Below are 18,828 nucleotides of genomic sequence, written 5' to 3'. Positions count from 1 at the left end.
TATTGCCATGTATTACGCCCATGTATTAAGCGCCTGCTGCCACTCCTTACAACGAGCAGCGATTTTATGTACCGGTAAATCCATGATATCGCCGACGACTGCCACATAAGTAATAGGCAAACCTGTTAGCTCAACCACATTCTCTGCACTCAATCCCCCGATGACACATATATCAATACCTTGCTGACAACCCTCTATCAGCTGCTGGCGCGATATGGTATGAGCATGAGGTTTAGTATTTGACGCAAAGACTGCACCCATGGCGGCGTAGCTTGCACCATCAGTCTTTGCCTTTCTAATTAGCGCCATATCGCCATGACAGGTACGACCAATGATCTGATCGGGTGCTATGCAATGTTTTGCCACGCTGATATCACCGTCTTGCTGCCCTAAATGCACACCAACCCCAAGCTTTTCTGCCAAAGTAATATCATCATTGATGACGACCGGCACATGATAGCTCTTAGCCAAATTGACGATCTGCTGAGCTTCTTGATACAGCATAGATTCGCCATTTGGCAATGCCAGTATTTGTTTACGGCGGATTTGCAATAGAGCAATTATCCCTGTTGCCAGAGCCGCTGCCAGTTTTTGATATAAAAGTGCAAAGTCATCATCATTGGTAAGCAGATATAGCTTGGGTATACTATGAGAAACTTGAGGAATCAAAGTCTGCTCCATGTATTACTCCTTAAAATCAACACAGTTTTTGGCACAAAAAATAAGAAAAAGGCCGTTATATCGCATAACAGCCTTTTTATCAATTTATCAACGTTTCGATATTTCAACGTTTCAATATCTCTTGGTGATACCACGCTAGGTAATGATAAGCTTTATACCGTACGGCGTGTTGCCAAGCTATTTAAGATATTTTTGGCATCGCCCCAGCGCGTTGCTGAGCTATTAGCACCTAAAATAACGATAATAGCAGGACGATTATTGACGCGGGTTTCCATCACGACGCAACGACCTGCTTCATTGATAAAGCCAGTTTTTGAGATACCAATCGGATAGCTACCATCACGAACTAGGCTACTGGTGTTATTGGCTCTATAAGTGCGGTTACCACTTGAGAAGTTAGAAACGAAAAAGTCATAGCTCTTGGTAGTAGAGAAACGACGAATCACATCATAATTACCAGCAGCACGTACCAGTTTTACTAGGTCATTTGATGAAGCAACGTTACGCTTATCTAGACCTGTTGGGTCACCAAAGAAAGCAGTGGTCATACCTAAATCTTGCGCTTTACGGTTCATCGCACGTATAAAGGCGTTATAACCACCTGGATAATTACGGGCAAGACTTTTAGCGGCAGGGTTTTCAGACTTCATCAATGCCATTAACAACATCTCAGCACGGTTTAGACGATCGCCTGACTTAAGATTGGAGCTGGCGCGCTTTGGACCGACGAAATCTTCTGGATCAAGGGTGAGCTCTTCACGCATATCAAGACCGGCGTCCAAGACGACCATCGCGGTCATGACTTTAGTAATACTGGCCATTGGACGAGCAATATCAGCATCTTTTTCGTAAATAGATTCACCCGTTTCTGCATCGATAACCGCAACACTGCGCGAATCGGTGCTGATCGGAATCATATTGCTGCTGCCAAAACTGCCACGATAGGTGGTGTTATAGCTATTGCTAGTATTGTAACTGTTGTTATTACTAGCAAATCTAGTCGTATTGGTAATGTTGGTGGTGCCAGAACCGTTGTCTATTTTTTTAATTGTAGAGCTGCTGCCAGATCTCGACATGATACTGCGCGCTTCTGACAAGCTATCGGCACCGCCCCAACTCAGGCGAGCACTAGACTCGGCACTGGCGCTACCATTAATTGTCAGTGCGGCTTGTGCGACACTGCCCAAACTCAATGAAATCATAGCAGCGATTAATTGCTGTTTGGTTAATGGTAGTTGCTTCATTCTGCCTCCTGCTCACGTGCTATCGTCAGTTGCATACCGACTGACGACAACGACGTACGTAGCCTTTGTAGGTGTGTTTGTAGATACTCACATAGAGTTTTTGTATTTTTAGTGTATCATGGTTTGCATTTAAGTTTAATGTAGTAAATCAATTAGATGGCATTTTAACGTCACATTCAAATTTTACTACACTTACTTGATATTACAGCAATATTACTTAACATTAGCGCAATATAGCATTACATAAGCGCGATTACACTTTATAACGCCTCAGTTATTCCCCTATGGCGCTTATATAGTGGTTTTTTTATATGGAAATGAGTGTGATTAAACAAATAAATTGATTAAGATAATTTAGCAGGGCACCTTTATTCTGACAGATAAAAAAGAGTATGACTATGATTCGAGTATTGGTAGTAGATGATCATGATTTGGTGCGGATGGGTATCAGCCGTATGCTGGCAGATAGTGCGGATATCGAAGTCGTTGGCGAGGCGGACAGCGGTGATATGGCGATAAAGATGGCAAAGCAGCTACGTCCTGATGTGATATTACTAGATGTAAATATGCCCAATATTGGCGGGCTTGAAGCGACCAAACGCTTGATACAGCTGGATATGGGCATCAAAATCTTGGCGGTTAGTAGTATGTCCGCTCAGCCTTATCCCTCCATGCTCATTAAAGCGGGCGTCAATGGCTATATTACTAAAGGCACGCCTTTGGATGAGATGATAAAAGCGATCAAAAAAATCTATCAAGGGGGTCGATATTTTAGCCAAGATGTCGCTGAACAACTGGCTGACGTACTTTTATCTGATAATGCCAGCTCACCTTTTGATTTACTCAGTGATCGTGAGAAACAAGTGGCAATGATGGTGGTCAACTGTCAAAGCCCTCAACAAATCGCCGACCAGTTATTTGTTAGTGTCAAAACCATCAATACCTATCGTTACCGTATTTATGAAAAAGTAAATGTCGATAGTGATGTAAAACTGACCCACTTAGCCATTCGCCATGGTCTTATTCAACCTTAATGCTCAAGCACCCCCTTTATGCTCAAGCATCCCCTTTATCAAGTAAATTAGTTATCAATCCATGAATGCTGCCAAAACTGCCTCGACGCTTATTGCTGCGATTACTGACTATCTGAAGCAAGATGATATCTTGCCTGTGCCGCAGTTACACAAGCTTGGGCTCATCTATAGCAGTTATCGTTTTATCGTCAGCTTGTTTTTTATGCTGATGGTCTATATTACGGTTCGCACTGATGGCAACCAATCATTGCCAAGTTTCTTACAACAAACCGTGCTCAGCTTTTACGTGCTACTGAGCTTGATTTTGCTCGGACTGTTTTATACCGTTAACAGACATATGCGCCGGCAGCTGGCATTTGGACTGGCCTTAGATGTCATTATTCTAAGCCTCCTACTCTATACCGCGGGCGCACCCGATTTGCAGCTGACCATGTTATATATGGTGGTTGTCGCAGCAAGTTTTATGCTATTGCATAGCTCACAGGCGTTAATTATTACATTGCTTGCCATTATTTTTGTGATTTATCAGCAGTTTTTTTATGCCATTGCCAATAGTATGAGCTTGGCAAATTTGGGTAATGCGCTACTGATGTCAGGCAGCTTTTTGGCAGTCGGCGGTCTAAGCTGGTCAATATCTCAGCGCTTGGTACAGCTTGAAAAAGTAGCGGTTCGCCATGCCAAGGAAGTTGAGCGCTTAAATAGCATCAATCAAGAAGTCATCTCTCAAATGGTCAATGGTGTCATCGTCATTGATGATAAACAAGTGGTCTTAGCTAACCTTGCAGCTTATCAGTTACTTAGCATTCCAAACCGTCATAACATACAGTCAAAACCAGTAGCCGCCTTTGAGCAGCAACTGAGCGAACAACATCTGCAGTTGTTGAATGCGTGCTTATCAGTAGCAGCAGGGCTCACGCGTACTTTTATTTATGAGCTGCCAGCTGTTGCCAATTCTTCTATCATTGGCAAGCTGCGTGTCGATATTATTCCGTTAAAAGATGACAGTAAGCTCATTATATTAGAGGATTTACGCCGTGAACAAGCCAGTGCACAACAATTAAAGCTTGCCTCACTCGGACAACTGACCGCCAGTATCGCTCATGAAATCAGAAACCCTTTGGCGGCCATCTCCCAAGCAAGTCAGCTATTGATAGAAGAGGTTATGGAAAGTGAGATAAGTACTGACAACCTTCTAACCCCTGCCGCTAGCACTGATATAGGCAGCGATATGACTGGCAATTATGAGCTTTATAAAATGATATTTTCGCAAACAAAACGCGTCAATCGCATTATCGAAGACGTCTTAAAGCTGTCGCGCCAGCAGACCGCCAATCAACAAACCATTGTCCTTGCTGATTGGATGCCTGTATTTTTAGACAATTATTTTAAAGGACACGATGTCTTTTTACATATTCTGACCCAGCCTAGCATCTCTTTTGATACCCATCACTTAGAGCAGGTACTTATCAATTTAATTAACAATGGTCTACGCTATAGTAGTTATGCTCACCCTCATGCCTTTGTGGAAATCGAAATTTATTGTGCCGATAACGATGTTATAATCGATGTTTTAGATGGCGGTACGGGCGTTAATACTGATGATCTGCCCTCTTTATTTAACCCATTTTTTACTACCGAACAATCAGGTACCGGGCTTGGGCTATATTTGTCACAAGCCTTTTGTGAGGCCAATCAGGCGCGCTTACTGTACATTCCTGAGCATCAAAAAACCTGCTTTAGGCTGATTTTCCCTGCTATTCATAGTGACGTCGTCAGCCCAACTTTTATCTAAAGGTTCAGCACTGGCTTATAAAAAACATTCCAACAAAATATAACGTAAAAGGATTTATATAATTTATTAAAAAATACCTATAACCCATGCCGTTATTAAAGTTAATAAATCCCTAAAGAGTTATTTTTAATACTTTTGTAGCACTTGAAAACAATGAGATGACGTATGACAACCACCGCACTAGTCGTCGATGACGAAGTAGATTTATGCCGTTTGATGCAAATCACCCTAACCAAAATGGGTATCAAAAGTGATGTTGCTTATACGTTGTCGCAAGCGAAATCGTACTGGCAAGAAAATGACTATGACTTTTGTCTAACCGATTTAAAGCTCCCTGATGGTTCAGGACTTGAGTTGGTCAAATATATCAGTGCCAACTCCAGTAAGCCCATTGCGGTGATTACGGCACATGGCAGTATGGATCTCGCAATTGATGCACTAAAGCTCGGCGCTTTTGATTTCGTTAATAAGCCGCTTGAGCTACCCCGCTTACGGCAGTTAGTCGAAAACGCGCTAAAGGTTATACAACAGGACCTGACTGCCAAATCCACGCCGCAGCGCTCACCTGAACAGCAGATGCTTGATCAGCGCCTGATTGGTGATTCAGCGGTCATGCATCCTTTAAAAAATACTATTTTAAAATTGGCGCGCTCACAGGCACCCGTATTTTTATCAGGGGCCTCGGGCACGGGTAAAGAAGTGGTTGCGCGGCTGATTCATGATTTAAGCCCGCGGCGTGATGGCAGTTTTGTGCCGGTCAACTGTGGGGCGATCCCCTCAGAGCTGATGGAGTCAGAATTTTTTGGTCATAAAAAAGGCAGCTTTACGGGTGCTGTTGCCGACAAACAAGGACTGTTTCAACAAGCCAATGGCGGTACGTTGTTTTTAGATGAGGTAGCAGATCTGCCTTTGGCGATGCAAGTAAAACTCCTGCGGGCTATTCAGGAGAAGACAATACGCGCAATTGGTGATACCAAAGAGGTGCCTGTTGATATTCGCATCTTGTCAGCCACGCACAAAGATTTAAACCAGCTGGTGCAGTCAGGTTCATTTAGACAGGATTTATATTACCGTATCAACGTGATTGAGCTTAAATTACCCACACTCAATGCACGCCGCGATGACATACCAGTATTAGCCGCGCATTTTTTAACGCTGATTGCTGAGGAGTGGCAGTTAGAATCGCCGCCTTTATTGACTGCAGAGGCGTGCATGCGACTCCAACAGCATGACTTTGCGGGCAATGTCCGTGAGCTGCGTAATGTACTTGAACGTGCCGTCACTCTAGCAGAAACTTCAAGCATCGATATCAATCATCTTGGCTTATCTGATCTTGATACTCATCAACAAGCTCCTATACCTCAAGGAATCAATAACACATCTGACTTAATAGAAACTATAGATAAGAATAATCATAAACCCTCATCTATTAAAAACGATTACAATCAGCAAGTAGCGTCTAATCTGCATCCTTATCGTACGATGACTCATCATTATGCGGCAGTAAAGCCGTCTTCGACAGCTGCTACGTTAGCGGATTCATCGCCCTCTGTAATAGGTGTGCAGCAGCCATCAGTAAATAAAGATGCAGATAGTGATAAGATCAATGCGGTGAGCAATCTTGATGAGAGTATTGTTAGTAATACTGATTCGTTAAGCGGTAGCGCGATAAAAAGCGCCGTCAATGCTCAGCTACCAGCACAGGGATTAGAGCACTATCTTCAAGAACAAGAAAGACAACTTATTATCACGGCGCTCAAGCAAACTGGCTGGAATAAAACCCAAGCCGCTGAACTACTAGGAACAACCTTTCGCTCCTTACGTTATCGGATGAGCAAACTTGAGATTGCAGAAGATCAAACGGAATAAAGCGCTTTGCATTAGGACTGCCACCAAACCATCAAATTAGGGCTTTTCCTTAGTTGTCGGCTTTTCAGTCACGTTCTCTATGATATTATTGTTGTTAATAACCGTATTTTTAGGATCAGGATTTTTTTCAGGACGTACAAATCGAATACCTGAGCGAAGCGCTTTCTTGCGTAATAGATCAAGCGCTTGCTGCTCCCACATGCTTTCACTGCCCGATAGCGCAATATCAGGCTCTACCCCAATACCATCTATCTTTTTACCTGAAGCAGTCATGTAATTGGCAACCGTGAGCTTGACTGCTTGCTCATCGTTAAGCGGTATCACTGACTGTACCGAGCCTTTGCCGTAACTGACTTCACCTAAAACGGTCGCACGCTTTTGCGCCTGCAAGCTACTGGTCAACACCTCGGCCGCTGACGCCGAATAGCGATTTTGCAGCACCACCACTGGCAGTGCCTCAAGTAATGCAGCCCCTCTAGTCGACAATGTACGCGAATCCGATTGGCGACTCTTTATCTGTACGACATCCGTATCTGACATAAATAGGCTGGCAACGCTCACAGCGGATGCCAATACCCCGCCTGGGTTGTCGCGTAAATCTAATAATATTCCTGTCACAGGCTTATCTAAATCAATCAAACTTTGCAGCAATTTTTCACGGCTGTTATTTTGGAACGCGGGCAAGCGAATAATGGCCATACCGTCTACAAAACGAGTCTCAATGATTTGAGGATGGCTATTGTTACGCTGTAACGTAGTGACATGTTTACGTCGCCCTGCTTTCGACGTTACGACATCTACCTGCGTCCCTGCAATCCCTGTTAAGAGCTGCTCAATATCATTGCTTTCTTCATCTTCCCCAAGCTTAAACTCATCAACTTGGTGTAAATAATCACCGACGGTGATGCCCTTTTTATCAGCAGGTGAATCATTAAGTACCTCAGTGATGACCCAGTAGCCCAAGGCGGATTGATACTCAACTTTGATGCCAATATCGCCGACATCACCTTCTGTAAAAGCCCGCAGATTCTCATAAGATTCAGCATCCAAAAACTCCGCATGGCTATCAAGCTTGGTCAACATGCCGCTCATGGCATTATTAAACAGCTCTTCATCATTGACCGTATCCACATATTCGCGGCGCACCAAATCAATCAAAGCCACAAATGTCTTTAACGTTTCAGGAGAAATCGCATTTAATGATACTTGAGCCACGTCTGCCGGAATGTCGGTATTAATAACAGCTGATCCATCGTTGAGCACGCTCTCATCCGCCACACTATCGATCAAATCATCAGCTTGGTCAGCAGATTCAAGCATATCAGCAATATCTGATAAATCGTCTGCGCCGTTATTTAAGGGCACAGTATCTGTATTTAAGCTGATGAGCTGTAAGCTTGCCGTATGACTTGGGTTGTGCACTGCCACCGTATTTTTGACAGCCGCTTGCGCTGATATAGCCATCATACTTAAGCCCAGAGCACCTACCATAAGCATCGGCTTTAAAAGGCTAGCATCAGTAGATACCCTATCTAATGGCAGCTCTACTCTATTAGAGTGCAATAAAAAAGGACGACGATTAATAGCCCTGATAGGATTGTTAAAATGCATAAAAACCACCTGAAAATTTGTCCAAAGTTAAGCCATCATTATTATAAAATTGTTATATGGTTATTATTGAATAATAGCCCACAGGATAGCATCAAGCATTCTTGTAATAATAGGAGAGTATTGCAAGTAACTTAGGTGAAATGTTAGACAAAATGTAGCAACAAAAAAAGGGAGAGCTTATCAATAGCCTTCCCTTTCGGTATCACTCGTTCCGCGCTGACATATAACGTAGCGACTTTCGTGGCAATCGCCTATGTTAGAGATTTTCAGTGCTTGAATACAGTTTAACTATTCAGCGCTAACCAACAGACTTTCGCCTGTCATCTCTTTTGGCGCTGCGACATCCATCAATGCCAAAATAGTTGGTGCGACATCGCTCAGCTTACCGCCACTACGGACTTGCATTTTTTTCTCACCAATATAAATCAGTGGCACATGCTCAGTGGTATGCTGAGTATGAACTTGACCACTTTCATAGTCTTGCATCTGCTCGCAGTTGCCATGATCGGCTGTAATCAGCATATCACCACCCGCAGATTTTACTGCCTCTGCCACGCGCCCAACGCAGATATCTAACGCCTCTACCGCTTGCACTGCCGCATCAAAAATACCTGTATGACCGACCATATCGCCATTAGCATAATTGACAACTAAGACGTCGTATTTACCAGATTCAATCGCTTCAACCAATTTATCAGTCACCTCAGGCGCACTCATCTCAGGCTGCAAGTCATAAGTCGCCACATCCGGTGACGGTACGAGAATACGAGTTTCGCCTTCATACTCTTCTTCACGACCACCGCTAAAGAAGAACGTCACATGAGCGTACTTCTCAGTTTCAGCGATACGCAGCTGGGTTTTACCTTGATCTTGCAAATACTCGCCAAGGGTATTGGTCAACGAGGTTGGATAATAAGCGATGCTAGTCTTAGTACTGTCTGCCAAAACATCAGAATATTTGGTCAACATCACAAATGATGCAAGTTTTGGCTGTTTATTGCGGGCAAATCCTGAAAACTCGTGATCAGGCAATACAAAAGCTTGCGCAAGCTCACGGGCACGATCAGCACGAAAGTTCATAAAGATAAGCGCATCATTATCATCAACGGTATAAGGCACCTCGTCACGCCCAATGACGACCGTTGGATTGACAAACTCATCAGTTTCACGCGCTTTATAAGCCGCTTGTACTGCGCCATCTGCACGAGTGGCTAAACGATCGGCTTTACCTTCCGTAATCAGCTCATAGGCTTTTTGCACGCGATCCCAGCGATTGTCACGATCCATCGCATAATAGCGACCGATAATACTAGCAATCTGTACGCGACCGCCTTCATAATGGGCATTAAGCTTTTCGATATGATCACGCAGACGATTGATATATGTATCCGCCGATTTAGGCGGTGTATCGCGTCCATCTAAAAAGCAGTGTACAAAGACATTTTTGGCACCATGTACCAACGCTGAATGACACATCGCTTCGATATGGTCTTGATGAGAATGAACGCCACCATCTGATAGCAAACCCATAATATGTACATTACCACCAAGCGTATTGGCAGCTTTTACTGCATTGACCAAAGCTTCATTTTTATAAAAATCACGGTTGGTAACCTCACTTGAGATACGGGTTGAGTCTTGATAAAGGACACGCCCTGCACCCAAATTCATATGCCCAACTTCTGAATTACCAAACTGACCATCTGGTAAACCCACATCTTCTCCTGATGCTGATATCAATCCGTGCGGATATTGCTCATAAATCTTGTCTAAATTTGGCATATTAGCCGCAGCGATGGCATTGTCTTTGTCGTCTTCACGATGCCCAAACCCATCTAATATCATTAAAACACGCGGCACTTTTTTATTGTTTTCGCCATCTTGCTGCTTGTTTGACTGCGCCTGATTGTCATCAATAGATTTTGATTGTTGCTGGGTGTTGGTCATGAATTACCGCTCCTCAAGTGAATGAACGCCTATAATGCTGTATTAGGATGTATAAAGTCCCCTATATTAGCACACATCTTGAAATAGCTGAAAAATGAGCCTGTAAGTCAACAATTGATTACTTTATAAGCAGATAGCTCTTTAATTAAACATTCATCACAATATTACCAATTCATAAAACCACGTAGTAATCTGTAATTCTGGCTTGCAATCACTCAAACCATTGGTTAAGATAATTATATTCTGAAGTGTTGGCTAGCAGATGTTTATTCCCTGAGCCGATAATGCTTTACTAGGATGTGGTACCTATTGCTTCATTGTGTATGCCTGCACCGCTTGCGGTGTATCAGGAAACCTGCCGAGGCAGTGACGCATCCGCCCTGAACTTCACGGTTCATGGGTCACCATCTTGCGGCGGCACTTCGGTTGTTATATTCGGTTCATTGCGATTTGCTCTTATAGGCAATACCTATTGATACATAAGCAATAACCACTAAAAAGCCCCTTTTGTCATTGACGAAAGGAGCTTTTTTTATGTTTAATTATTTAGCTAGTTATCGAAAAATAATTATTCATCATTGGCAGACTTGGTGATTTTCTTCACATCTTTAGGAACCGTTTTTGCCGTACCATCAACGGTGGTATGCTGTTTAAACACATCACCGAACGGGTTTTGCTGCTGACCAAACGGGTTCTGATTATTCATACCACCAGCGCCGCCAAAGGGGTTTTGACCACCCATTCCGCCAAACGGATTTTGTCCGCCGCCCATCTGCTTTGCCATCATCTCCATCATCTTTTGCTGATTGTTCATGACATAGTTATTGGCAAAGTCTTTGAGCTTTTTCTGTACGGGCGGCAATATCACCAGCAATGCCAGCAAGTCACTAAGCACACCTGGGATCAGCAGTAAGATACCAGCGGCTGCCATAGCGACACTTTTAATCATGGTTGATTCTTGTGGGCGCATCGCAGGATTCATCATACCACCCGCTTTCATCTGCTGTGCCATCGGGTTAAGAGCCGCCATGCCTTTACGCAGGAACGAGATACCGATAACGGCGGCGATGATAAACCACATAAATACCCACCAGCCACTCGTAAACTGAGCAAGCAAATACCAAAGTAGCATCTCGATAATAAACCATACGATGGCAATACCAACTATCTGACCCATAAAGTGTCGTCCTATAAGATAAAATCTAAAAAATTGAGCGCCATGCAAATTAAGATGGCTAACATATGATGTATATGGGGATTGATTGCTATACTATCAAACTTACGGCTAATTTTTAAGCCATAAAACAAAATGTAAGCAAGACGGAATACTATGGCAATTATTATTGGGATTGATCCGGGTTCACGTATGACCGGCTATGGGATCGTCCAGCAAACAGGTGATAAGCTCACCTATATCGATGCAGGTACCATACGTACCGATACCAAAGAGATGCCAGAACGCCTAAAGCGTATTTTCAATGGTTTAACGCGTATTACCCAGCACCATCTAAAATATGCCGACGAGCCTATTTATACTGCTATCGAGCAAGTATTTATGGCAGAAAACCCTGATTCGGCGCTGAAACTTGGGCAAGCGCGCGGCGCTGCTATCGCGGCGATGGTAGCATTAGATTTGGAAGTATCAGAATATACGGCACGTCAAATCAAACAAGCGGTCTGCGGTTATGGAGCAGCAGCAAAAGAGCAAGTGCAAGAGATGGTCTGCCGGATACTGGCTTTAGACTTTGTACCACAGCAAGATGCTGCTGACGGTCTTGCCTGCGCCATCTGCCATGCGCACTCAAGCCATTCAATGAACAAACTCATATTAAATAGCGCCATGCGCGGGCGCGGTGCTTCCAAGAAAAAGGGGCGCTGGCGTTTGACAGAAGAAGATTTGGGCAACTTGCGTTAAAACGCTTATTGGATAGGCACAAAAAACACGCGCCTTTTTAGACGCGTGTTTTTTTATGCCTATCTCATATTACTATTGAACATGGGTGGTTAATAGTAAGCAGTCAGCCCTACTCTACGACTGAGCTTTCGATCACAGCATCCAATACATAAGCATACTCTTCATCTGCTGATGTCTGGTCGCTGTCTAACTGATAGCGTTGTAAGCGTAGTACTTCATTATGCTCACCATCATGCTCATAGCCATCGATCTCACCATTAAATATTGACCACTCGCCTTCACCTGTTTTGATACCTTGGTCATCATATGTAATTGGCTTTACTTGCAAACACATTTTTGAGCTACTGTCGGCACAGGGTAGCATTTTTGCATTCACTGCCCAAAATAAGGTTTCGCCTTTGGTATTGTACTTGGCTTGGGAGGTCAGTCTGCCTTTCCAAGTCAATGTGACATTATTGCTGGTCACCTGCGTTAGTATTGGGTTTTCGCCCTCAGTAACACTTAGCTCACTAGTACCTTGCATCAAGGAATCTAAACGATTCTCTGCTTTATTTAGATTCTCGCATAGCATTTTGGTACTCATGATGTCTTCAGTGGTTATTGTATGACCTTGCAGCTCATAACCGGCACTCATCGTGTTACAGCCCACACCGTAATTTAGCGTATTATTACCTTGGTTTTGTTTAAACGATAAGACTACCTGATTTTTGATATCGACAAGCGTCGTGATGACAGGTCCACCACTTTTGTCATCGATATCAAGTAATGTCCAGCGATAACGCGCAAGATTTTCAATCATTTTATCTTCAGCACTCATCTCGCTTACCTTAGCTAGCGGCTCACTATCATTCTCTATATCAGCCTTTTCAGTGCTGATATTCGTCTCAACTGACTCACTACTTGTATCTGTTGGAACAGAAGCCTCTTGGCAGGCAACTAATGCCAGACTGAGCGCTAGCATACTTGGCAATAGGGCAGATTTAAAAGAGAGTGTCATGAAGATCATACCTTACAGTGATAACAGTGATACTTTTTGGTGCAACTTTTAACCCATTTAAGCTACAACATCTAACGATCACAACTAAAAAATAGAGATGAGTTAGGCTGTTTAAAGGGCATTTAGAGCGATAATAGTAGATAGTGATAAAAGGAAGATAATCTGACCACTATAGCCCTCGTATCTGATAGAGGTGTAACGAAGTGTTTAATTTTATAGATTCATAGTAAATATTACATATAGTCTAATGCTATTTTTGATATTGATTATAACAAAACAGCCTTACGTTGTTAGCAATTATCCTAATAACGTAAAGCTGTAACTCACGACATGTTCAAAAAACTGACGGTTTTAATCTTCTTCATGCACAGGTTTGGCTTTGGCCATGTTTTTGAGACTAAAACGCTCATTCATTCTCTGGTAAAAACGCGCCAGATTGTCACCTTGCTCGTTGGGGTTAACTTGCAGAACCTTGCCAAAATCTAAGCCCAAATACAGCACAATATCCGCAAAGCTCAACTGATCACCGACCAAATACTCATGACCTTCTAACATGGTTTCAAAATAAGGCAATGCTTTAACAGCGCGCGCGATAGAGGGCGCGACAAACTCTGGTACTTGTTCAACGCGCTGCGCTTTAGACGGATGGCTGTGCTGAAAGGCTAGCATAAAGTTATATAATACCTCAAACTCTGCGATACGGCGCATCGAGCATACTTGCGCACGCTGTACCACATCATTGCCCATCACCGAGCGCTCACCATAGACACGGTCTAGATATTCGCACACTGCTTGCGAGTCATTGAGGACAGTACCATCATCTAATGTCAAAACGGGTACAGTTTGCATAGGATTTATTTTGGTGAAGGCCTCTGACATTTGCTCATTGGCAGCAAAATCAATATCAATCACATCGAGGTCATCCATATCATCAACATCAATACCTTTTGACGCTAGCAAAATAAGTGCTTTACGTGGATTGGGTGCTGTACGGGTGACATATAATTTTTTCATAAAAAACTCCTTGTAAAGTGGGCTTAAGAGTAACTCGGCACTGCTATCCTTTATTATGATTGTTGTCTCATCAAGTATTAACGTGAATGATTCCTCTCTAAAACATCCATACTTAATTTAATAGTTATAGCGTACTCTGCTTATCATAGCAAAGCCTTATTTAGCTCATGCTGTAATGTTAAGCCAAATAGCAGAAAGCCCCACAATTTTGCATTACGGGGCTTTTTAAATCAGCTCTGAATCACGCTCATGCTCCAGCTTATTACTTATTAGGTGCAGGCGTGGTACGCAGATACGGCTTGATTTCTGTATGACCTTTTGGATATTTGGCAGCGATATCTTCGTTTTTTACACTTGGCGGAATGATAACGTCATCACCATCTTTCCAGTCTACTGGCGTTGCGATGTTGTATTCATCAGACAGCTGTAAGGCGTCAATCACACGGATAATTTCGTCAAAGTTACGACCACAGCTGGCAGGATAGGTCAGCGTTAGGCGAACCTTTTTGCTTGGATCAATAATAAAGACGCTACGTACGGTATGGGTACTGTCCGCATTTGGATGCATCATGTCATACAGCTCAGCAACTTCTTTATTCGGGTCAGCGATGATAGGGAAGTTCAGTTCAGTACCTTGAGTCTCCCCGATGTCTTTTGCCCATGCATGATGGTCATCAATACCATCAACAGAGATACAAATAGGTTTTACACCGCGCTTTTGGAACTCGCCATTTAACGCAGCAGCACGACCTAGCTCAGTGGTACATACGGGGGTAAAATCAGCTGGGTGTGAGAAGAAAACCACCCAATTGTCACCCGCCCATTCGTGAAAATTGATATCACCGTCGGTGGTCGTGGCGTCAAAATTTGGTGCGGTATCGCCTAAACGTAGATGTGCCATGCTTGATTCCTTATTTATGATTTATGATTGTGATGAGCGCTATTATCAAATGCTATCGACGCGCCCTCTTATTATCAACGACATACTTAGTGATAAAAAGTCATACTAAACATATCAGAAAAAACTGACTTTATCTTAACAAACTGGTTATGAATGTCTTGTGACGGATTGTAATGCGGTTATTCCTTTTATTACTAATACCGGGATAGCAAAACTATCCTTTGACAATAGAGTAAAAGCTTAAACAGTAATAAATTAGATAGACAGTTATATCACCATTCCTGAATCCCACAAGCAAAACTCGCCAAACTTTCCACGCTTACTCGTCCCGCCTGCGGCACGTCCAGCATCTGTTAATAACAGCTCCCCTTCTTGTTCTTGTAGATAACCAACTGCCAATAACTTATCATTTAATTCTTGCGTCTTAAAGCCTAGCTCTTTGGCAAGCTTTGCCGTCGTTAACTTAGAATAATTAGGTGCTGCTGCTTCTGTAGGTCTAACAGAATTAGTTCCTGTAGCGGTTTGAGAAACGCGCTCAGAACTAGGGTTGTTATCAACATTATCATTAGGCTCAATTACTTTTTCAAGTGACATTCTGACTTCATCACTGATACGGATAATACGCTGGGCTTCCTCATAAGTATCGGCATAGAGTTTGGCATCTTCATTACGATAAATTAGCACGCCCATCTCATTATTATTGACTTGGCTAAATTCATAAAGGTTTAAGCTGGTAATAATGCACTCATTTTCATTTAGGTAGCACTTTGCATGTAGGTTTTTGCAAAAACTGGTACGAATAAAAGTTAGATTTTTGAGCCAGTTTATCTCTTCAGGGTGTAGGTCGTTTTTACCATAAACAATACGAATATCAATTTTAAGACGATTACGGTCTTCTAGTAGCTCTTTGATACGTTCATTCAGCTTTAGATAGGGACTAATAATAATCAATCTGTCAGACGCATTTTTAATCAACTCTTCTAAATGATAAGTTGTACCACTGCTGTTTAAAAACTTTGCCATTTTTACTACCCTCACTATCTAATATTACCATTTATGCTTATTCACAAAAAAGCCCATCCCTAGCGTACTAGAAATGGGCTGCATTGCAAACTACTATTGTTCAGTATTTTCTTACAAATACTTATCCACCATGCTAATGATATATTAAGCAGGTTTATAACTATCACGTAAGCTTACGATTTGGTTAAATACTGGCTTATCACTGCTGTGATCTTCACTATCAGAGATAAAGTAACCTTCACGCTCAAACTGAAAACGCGTGCCAGCATCAGCATTGACCAATGATGGCTCAACCACTGCATTTAGCTCAGTCAATGAGTTAGGATTTAATGCTTGATGGACATCAGCGACGCTGCTTGGGTCTTCAGCGCTAAATAGCTGCTCATACATACGTACGGTCGCTGGTACGCCTTGGCTGGCTGATACCCAGTGAATGACGCCTTTTACCTTGCGACCTTCAGGGTTGGTGCCCAAAGTAGCCGGATCAATCGTGGCTTTTAGCTCAATAACATTACCGCTATCATCTAGGATGTGCTCAGTTACAGCCAATACATAGGTATTACGCAGACGAATCTCGTTTTTTTCTGGTGACAGACGCTTATAACCTGCTGGCGGCTCAATTTCGTAATCGCCTTGATCGATATACAAGGTTTCAGTGAAAGGAATCTCACGCTCGCCCATATCGACGTTAGGATGGTTTGGCTGAGTAAGCCATAGCGTTTGAGTTGTATCATCAAAACGCGCTTGGACGCTATCTGCCTTTTGCGATTCCCAGTTGCTAACGGCATCGCTAAAATTAGTAATCGTCACTTTTAATGGCTTGAGTACTGCCATACCACGCGCTGTGGTGGTCTCTAACGACTGACGGATGCTAAATTCTAATAAACGAAAATCAACGACGCTGTCTACCTTGGTCACACCTACGCGCTCACAAAAATCACGTAAGCCTTCTGGTGTATAGCCACGGCGACGCATGCCAGCGATCGTCGGCATACGTGGATCATCCCAACCGCTGACGATATTTTCATCAACCAGCTGCTTTAATTTGCGCTTGCTGGTTAAGGTATGGTCAACATTTAAGCGGCTAAACTCATACTGATGCGGCGGCTGCTCAAAACCCACTTTTTCTATTGCCCAATCATAAAATGGACGATGATCTTCAAACTCTAACGTACATAGCGAATGAGTAATGCCCTCGAGCGCATCAGAGAGCGGATGAGCAAAGTCATACATCGGATAAATACACCATTTATCACCGGTTTGGTGATGGGCTTGATGCATAATGCGGTAGATAACAGGATCACGCATATTCATATTAGGGCTTGCCATGTCAATCTTGGCGCGCAGAACCGCTTTGCCTTCAGCATATTTGCCCTCTTTCATATCATCAAAGAGTTGCAGGTTTTCTTCAACACTGGCATCACGATGCGGCGACGCTGTGCCCGCTTCATTAAATGAGCCACGATTTTCTTTAATTTGCTCAGGTGACTGCAAATCTACATACGCATCACCTTGCTTGATAAGCTGAATGGCCCAGGCATGAAGTTGGTCAAAATATCCTGAGGCATGGTACGCCTCTCCTGCCCACTCAAAGCCGAGCCATTTTACGTCGTTCTCGATGTTATCTATGAAATCCTGCTTTTCAGCGGTTGGATTGGTGTCATCAAAACGCAAATTACAAATACCGCCAAACTCTTTTGCTATCCCAAAGTTTAGGCAGATAGATTTAACATGACCCAAATGCAAGTAGCCATTTGGCTCAGGCGGAAAACGGGTGACAATCTGTTGGTACTTTTGCGCATTAACATCATCACGAATGATATTACGTATAAAGTCGTTTTTTTGTTCGTCTTTTTGTACATGGTTGCTTGAGTGCTCACTCATCGGGCATTGCTCCTAACGCAAAGGGTCCATTCGTGCGACGTGCTATCACGCCTCACGGAAAGTTCAAAGTATGTCGTAAAATAAAATGGTCTGTTAAAATAACAATCAGTCAGAACAATACATCTGGCTAAAGAGAATCTTAACCATAAAAACAGTGGGTTATCACATTAAGCGCTGAAGAGCGTTTAATAAATAGGCTTAAAAATCGGTAAAGTTGCGTTATTCTATCAGCTTTTGCAAAGGCATTAACAGCCTGATACATGACACAGGATAAAAAAGCCGTTAGACTAGCCATAACTTTTTATCCACCAACTTTTTATCCACCACTTAACAGCGCCATTTGAGGCGCTATAATCAAAAAGGAATATCTCATGGTAGACATGCCACCAGTAGTAGAACTTGACACCAGTATGGGTGCAATCACCATCGAACTCAACGAAGAAAAAGCCCCAAAAACTGTTGAAAACTTTTTGAACTATGTAAAATCTGGTCATTATGACAGCACGATTTTCCATCGCATCATTGATGGCTTTATGATTCAAGGCGGCGGAATGGACGCTGACATGAATGAAAAAGCGACCAATAAGCCAATAGAAAACGAAGCGGACAACGGTCTAAAAAATGACAAAGGCACCATCGCAATGGCGCGTACGCAAGACCCACATTCAGCGACCAGTCAGTTTTTTATTAACGTAAAAGATAACGACTTCTTAAACCACTCTGGCAAAAACATGCAAGGTTGGGGTTACACCGTATTTGGTAAAGTAACCAGCGGTATGGATGTGATCGAAAAAATGAAAGGCGTTCCAACCGGTCGTTTTGGTATGCATGCAGACGTACCAACAGAGCCAGTCGTTATCAAATCAGCGACCATTATCACTCAGTAATCGTTATTTAATAGCCATTACTCAGTAAA

General features: G+C 42.9%; 15 protein-coding genes and 1 other RNA gene. 6 read left to right on the top strand and 10 right to left on the bottom strand.

Annotation, left to right across the window (positions count from 1 at the left end):
• Positions 1-12 precede the first annotated feature (12 nt).
• Together ABYU67_RS05275 and ABYU67_RS05270 are read right to left on the bottom strand one after the other, a co-directional pair.
• Complete coding sequence (locus ABYU67_RS05275; RefSeq protein WP_372843964.1) at positions 13-681, bottom strand: thiamine phosphate synthase; 669 nt, start codon at positions 679-681, stop codon at positions 13-15.
• 152 nt (positions 682-833) lie between these two features.
• Positions 834-1,925 carry a serine hydrolase gene (locus tag ABYU67_RS05270; protein ID WP_372843963.1) on the bottom strand — a complete coding sequence of 364 codons (1,092 nt, stop codon included), beginning with the start codon at positions 1,923-1,925 and terminating at the stop codon, positions 834-836.
• Positions 1,926-2,323: 398 nt separating this feature from the next.
• On the opposite strand from ABYU67_RS05270, the gene ABYU67_RS05265 reads away from it, so the two are divergent.
• The 3 genes from ABYU67_RS05265 to ABYU67_RS05255 all read left to right on the top strand — a co-directional run bounded on the left by ABYU67_RS05265 (position 2,324) and on the right by ABYU67_RS05255 (position 6,620).
• Positions 2,324-2,959, top strand: a complete 636-nt coding sequence (locus ABYU67_RS05265; protein WP_372843962.1) for a response regulator — start codon at positions 2,324-2,326, stop codon at positions 2,957-2,959.
• A 61-nt stretch (positions 2,960-3,020) separates the two neighbouring features.
• Positions 3,021-4,751, top strand: coding sequence for a PAS domain-containing sensor histidine kinase (locus ABYU67_RS05260; protein WP_372843961.1), 1,731 nt, complete (start codon positions 3,021-3,023; stop codon positions 4,749-4,751).
• 165 nt (positions 4,752-4,916) lie between these two features.
• Entirely contained in the window at positions 4,917-6,620 is a 1,704-nt protein-coding gene (locus ABYU67_RS05255) for a sigma-54-dependent transcriptional regulator (protein WP_372843960.1), read from the top strand.
• Between the two features lie 36 nt (positions 6,621-6,656).
• Here the strand turns inward: ABYU67_RS05255 and ABYU67_RS05250 are convergent, their stop codons facing one another.
• On the bottom strand, positions 6,657-8,231 hold the full coding sequence (locus ABYU67_RS05250) for a S41 family peptidase (protein WP_372843959.1): 1,575 nt from the start codon (positions 8,229-8,231) through the stop codon (positions 6,657-6,659).
• Positions 8,232-8,519: 288 nt separating this feature from the next.
• Positions 8,520-10,178, bottom strand: a complete 1,659-nt coding sequence (gpmI, locus tag ABYU67_RS05245) for a 2,3-bisphosphoglycerate-independent phosphoglycerate mutase (protein ID WP_372843958.1) — start codon at positions 10,176-10,178, stop codon at positions 8,520-8,522.
• Positions 10,179-10,415: 237 nt separating this feature from the next.
• On the opposite strand from gpmI, the gene ssrS reads away from it, so the two are divergent.
• A non-coding RNA gene (gene ssrS / locus ABYU67_RS05240) (6S RNA) lies at positions 10,416-10,611 on the top strand.
• A 135-nt stretch (positions 10,612-10,746) separates the two neighbouring features.
• Here ssrS and ABYU67_RS05235 read toward each other — a convergent pair.
• Complete coding sequence (locus ABYU67_RS05235) at positions 10,747-11,355, bottom strand: FxsA family protein (protein ID WP_372843957.1); 609 nt, start codon at positions 11,353-11,355, stop codon at positions 10,747-10,749.
• Positions 11,356-11,508: 153 nt separating this feature from the next.
• On the opposite strand from ABYU67_RS05235, the gene ruvC reads away from it, so the two are divergent.
• Positions 11,509-12,093, top strand: coding sequence for a crossover junction endodeoxyribonuclease RuvC (gene ruvC, locus ABYU67_RS05230; protein WP_372843956.1), 585 nt, complete (start codon positions 11,509-11,511; stop codon positions 12,091-12,093).
• Between the two features lie 109 nt (positions 12,094-12,202).
• Here ruvC and ABYU67_RS05225 read toward each other — a convergent pair whose 3' ends face one another.
• The 5 genes from ABYU67_RS05225 to ABYU67_RS05205 all read right to left on the bottom strand — a co-directional run bounded on the left by ABYU67_RS05225 (position 12,203) and on the right by ABYU67_RS05205 (position 17,912).
• Positions 12,203-13,090 (bottom strand): META domain-containing protein, encoded by an 888-nt coding sequence (locus tag ABYU67_RS05225; RefSeq protein ID WP_372843955.1) that lies wholly within the window; start codon positions 13,088-13,090, stop codon positions 12,203-12,205.
• Positions 13,091-13,441: 351 nt separating this feature from the next.
• The gene (locus ABYU67_RS05220) at positions 13,442-14,104 is read right to left on the bottom strand and encodes a glutathione S-transferase family protein (protein WP_372843954.1); all 663 of its coding nucleotides are present in this window, start codon (positions 14,102-14,104) and stop codon (positions 13,442-13,444) included.
• A gap of 262 nt (positions 14,105-14,366) precedes the next feature.
• Entirely contained in the window at positions 14,367-15,005 is a 639-nt protein-coding gene (locus tag ABYU67_RS05215; RefSeq protein WP_372843953.1) for a peroxiredoxin, read from the bottom strand.
• Positions 15,006-15,272: 267 nt separating this feature from the next.
• Positions 15,273-16,028 carry a phospholipase D family protein gene (locus tag ABYU67_RS05210; protein WP_372843952.1) on the bottom strand — a complete coding sequence of 252 codons (756 nt, stop codon included), beginning with the start codon at positions 16,026-16,028 and terminating at the stop codon, positions 15,273-15,275.
• Positions 16,029-16,172: 144 nt separating this feature from the next.
• Entirely contained in the window at positions 16,173-17,912 is a 1,740-nt protein-coding gene (locus tag ABYU67_RS05205) for a glutamine--tRNA ligase/YqeY domain fusion protein (RefSeq protein ID WP_372843951.1), read from the bottom strand.
• A gap of 371 nt (positions 17,913-18,283) precedes the next feature.
• On the opposite strand from ABYU67_RS05205, the gene ABYU67_RS05200 reads away from it, so the two are divergent.
• A complete protein-coding gene (locus tag ABYU67_RS05200) occupies positions 18,284-18,799 on the top strand; it encodes a peptidylprolyl isomerase (protein ID WP_372843950.1) in 516 nt (171 codons plus the stop codon).
• The last annotated feature ends 29 nt before the right edge of the window (positions 18,800-18,828 follow it).

It is taken from the genome of Psychrobacter sp., from assembly GCF_041554015.1.
Taxonomy (GTDB): Bacteria; Pseudomonadota; Gammaproteobacteria; order Pseudomonadales; family Moraxellaceae; genus Psychrobacter.
This window is presented reverse-complemented; position numbering and strand designations above follow the sequence as displayed.

Excerpts from the sequence above, each read along its gene's own strand:
- ABYU67_RS05275 (WP_372843964.1), bottom strand. The coding sequence starts at position 681 with ATGGAGCAGACTTTGATTCCTCAAGTTTCTCATAGTATACCCAAGCTA.
- ABYU67_RS05270 (WP_372843963.1), bottom strand. The coding sequence starts at position 1,925 with ATGAAGCAACTACCATTAACCAAACAGCAATTAATCGCTGCTATGATT.
- ABYU67_RS05265 (WP_372843962.1), top strand. The coding sequence starts at position 2,324 with ATGATTCGAGTATTGGTAGTAGATGATCATGATTTGGTGCGGATGGGT.
- ABYU67_RS05260 (WP_372843961.1), top strand. The coding sequence starts at position 3,021 with ATGAATGCTGCCAAAACTGCCTCGACGCTTATTGCTGCGATTACTGAC.
- ABYU67_RS05255 (WP_372843960.1), top strand. The coding sequence starts at position 4,917 with ATGACAACCACCGCACTAGTCGTCGATGACGAAGTAGATTTATGCCGT.
- ABYU67_RS05250 (WP_372843959.1), bottom strand. The coding sequence starts at position 8,231 with ATGCATTTTAACAATCCTATCAGGGCTATTAATCGTCGTCCTTTTTTA.
- gpmI (WP_372843958.1), bottom strand. The coding sequence starts at position 10,178 with ATGACCAACACCCAGCAACAATCAAAATCTATTGATGACAATCAGGCG.
- ABYU67_RS05235 (WP_372843957.1), bottom strand. The coding sequence starts at position 11,355 with ATGGGTCAGATAGTTGGTATTGCCATCGTATGGTTTATTATCGAGATG.
- ruvC (WP_372843956.1), top strand. The coding sequence starts at position 11,509 with ATGGCAATTATTATTGGGATTGATCCGGGTTCACGTATGACCGGCTAT.
- ABYU67_RS05225 (WP_372843955.1), bottom strand. The coding sequence starts at position 13,090 with ATGACACTCTCTTTTAAATCTGCCCTATTGCCAAGTATGCTAGCGCTC.
- ABYU67_RS05220 (WP_372843954.1), bottom strand. The coding sequence starts at position 14,104 with ATGAAAAAATTATATGTCACCCGTACAGCACCCAATCCACGTAAAGCA.
- ABYU67_RS05215 (WP_372843953.1), bottom strand. The coding sequence starts at position 15,005 with ATGGCACATCTACGTTTAGGCGATACCGCACCAAATTTTGACGCCACG.
- ABYU67_RS05210 (WP_372843952.1), bottom strand. The coding sequence starts at position 16,028 with ATGGCAAAGTTTTTAAACAGCAGTGGTACAACTTATCATTTAGAAGAG.
- ABYU67_RS05205 (WP_372843951.1), bottom strand. The coding sequence starts at position 17,912 with ATGAGTGAGCACTCAAGCAACCATGTACAAAAAGACGAACAAAAAAAC.
- ABYU67_RS05200 (WP_372843950.1), top strand. The coding sequence starts at position 18,284 with ATGGTAGACATGCCACCAGTAGTAGAACTTGACACCAGTATGGGTGCA.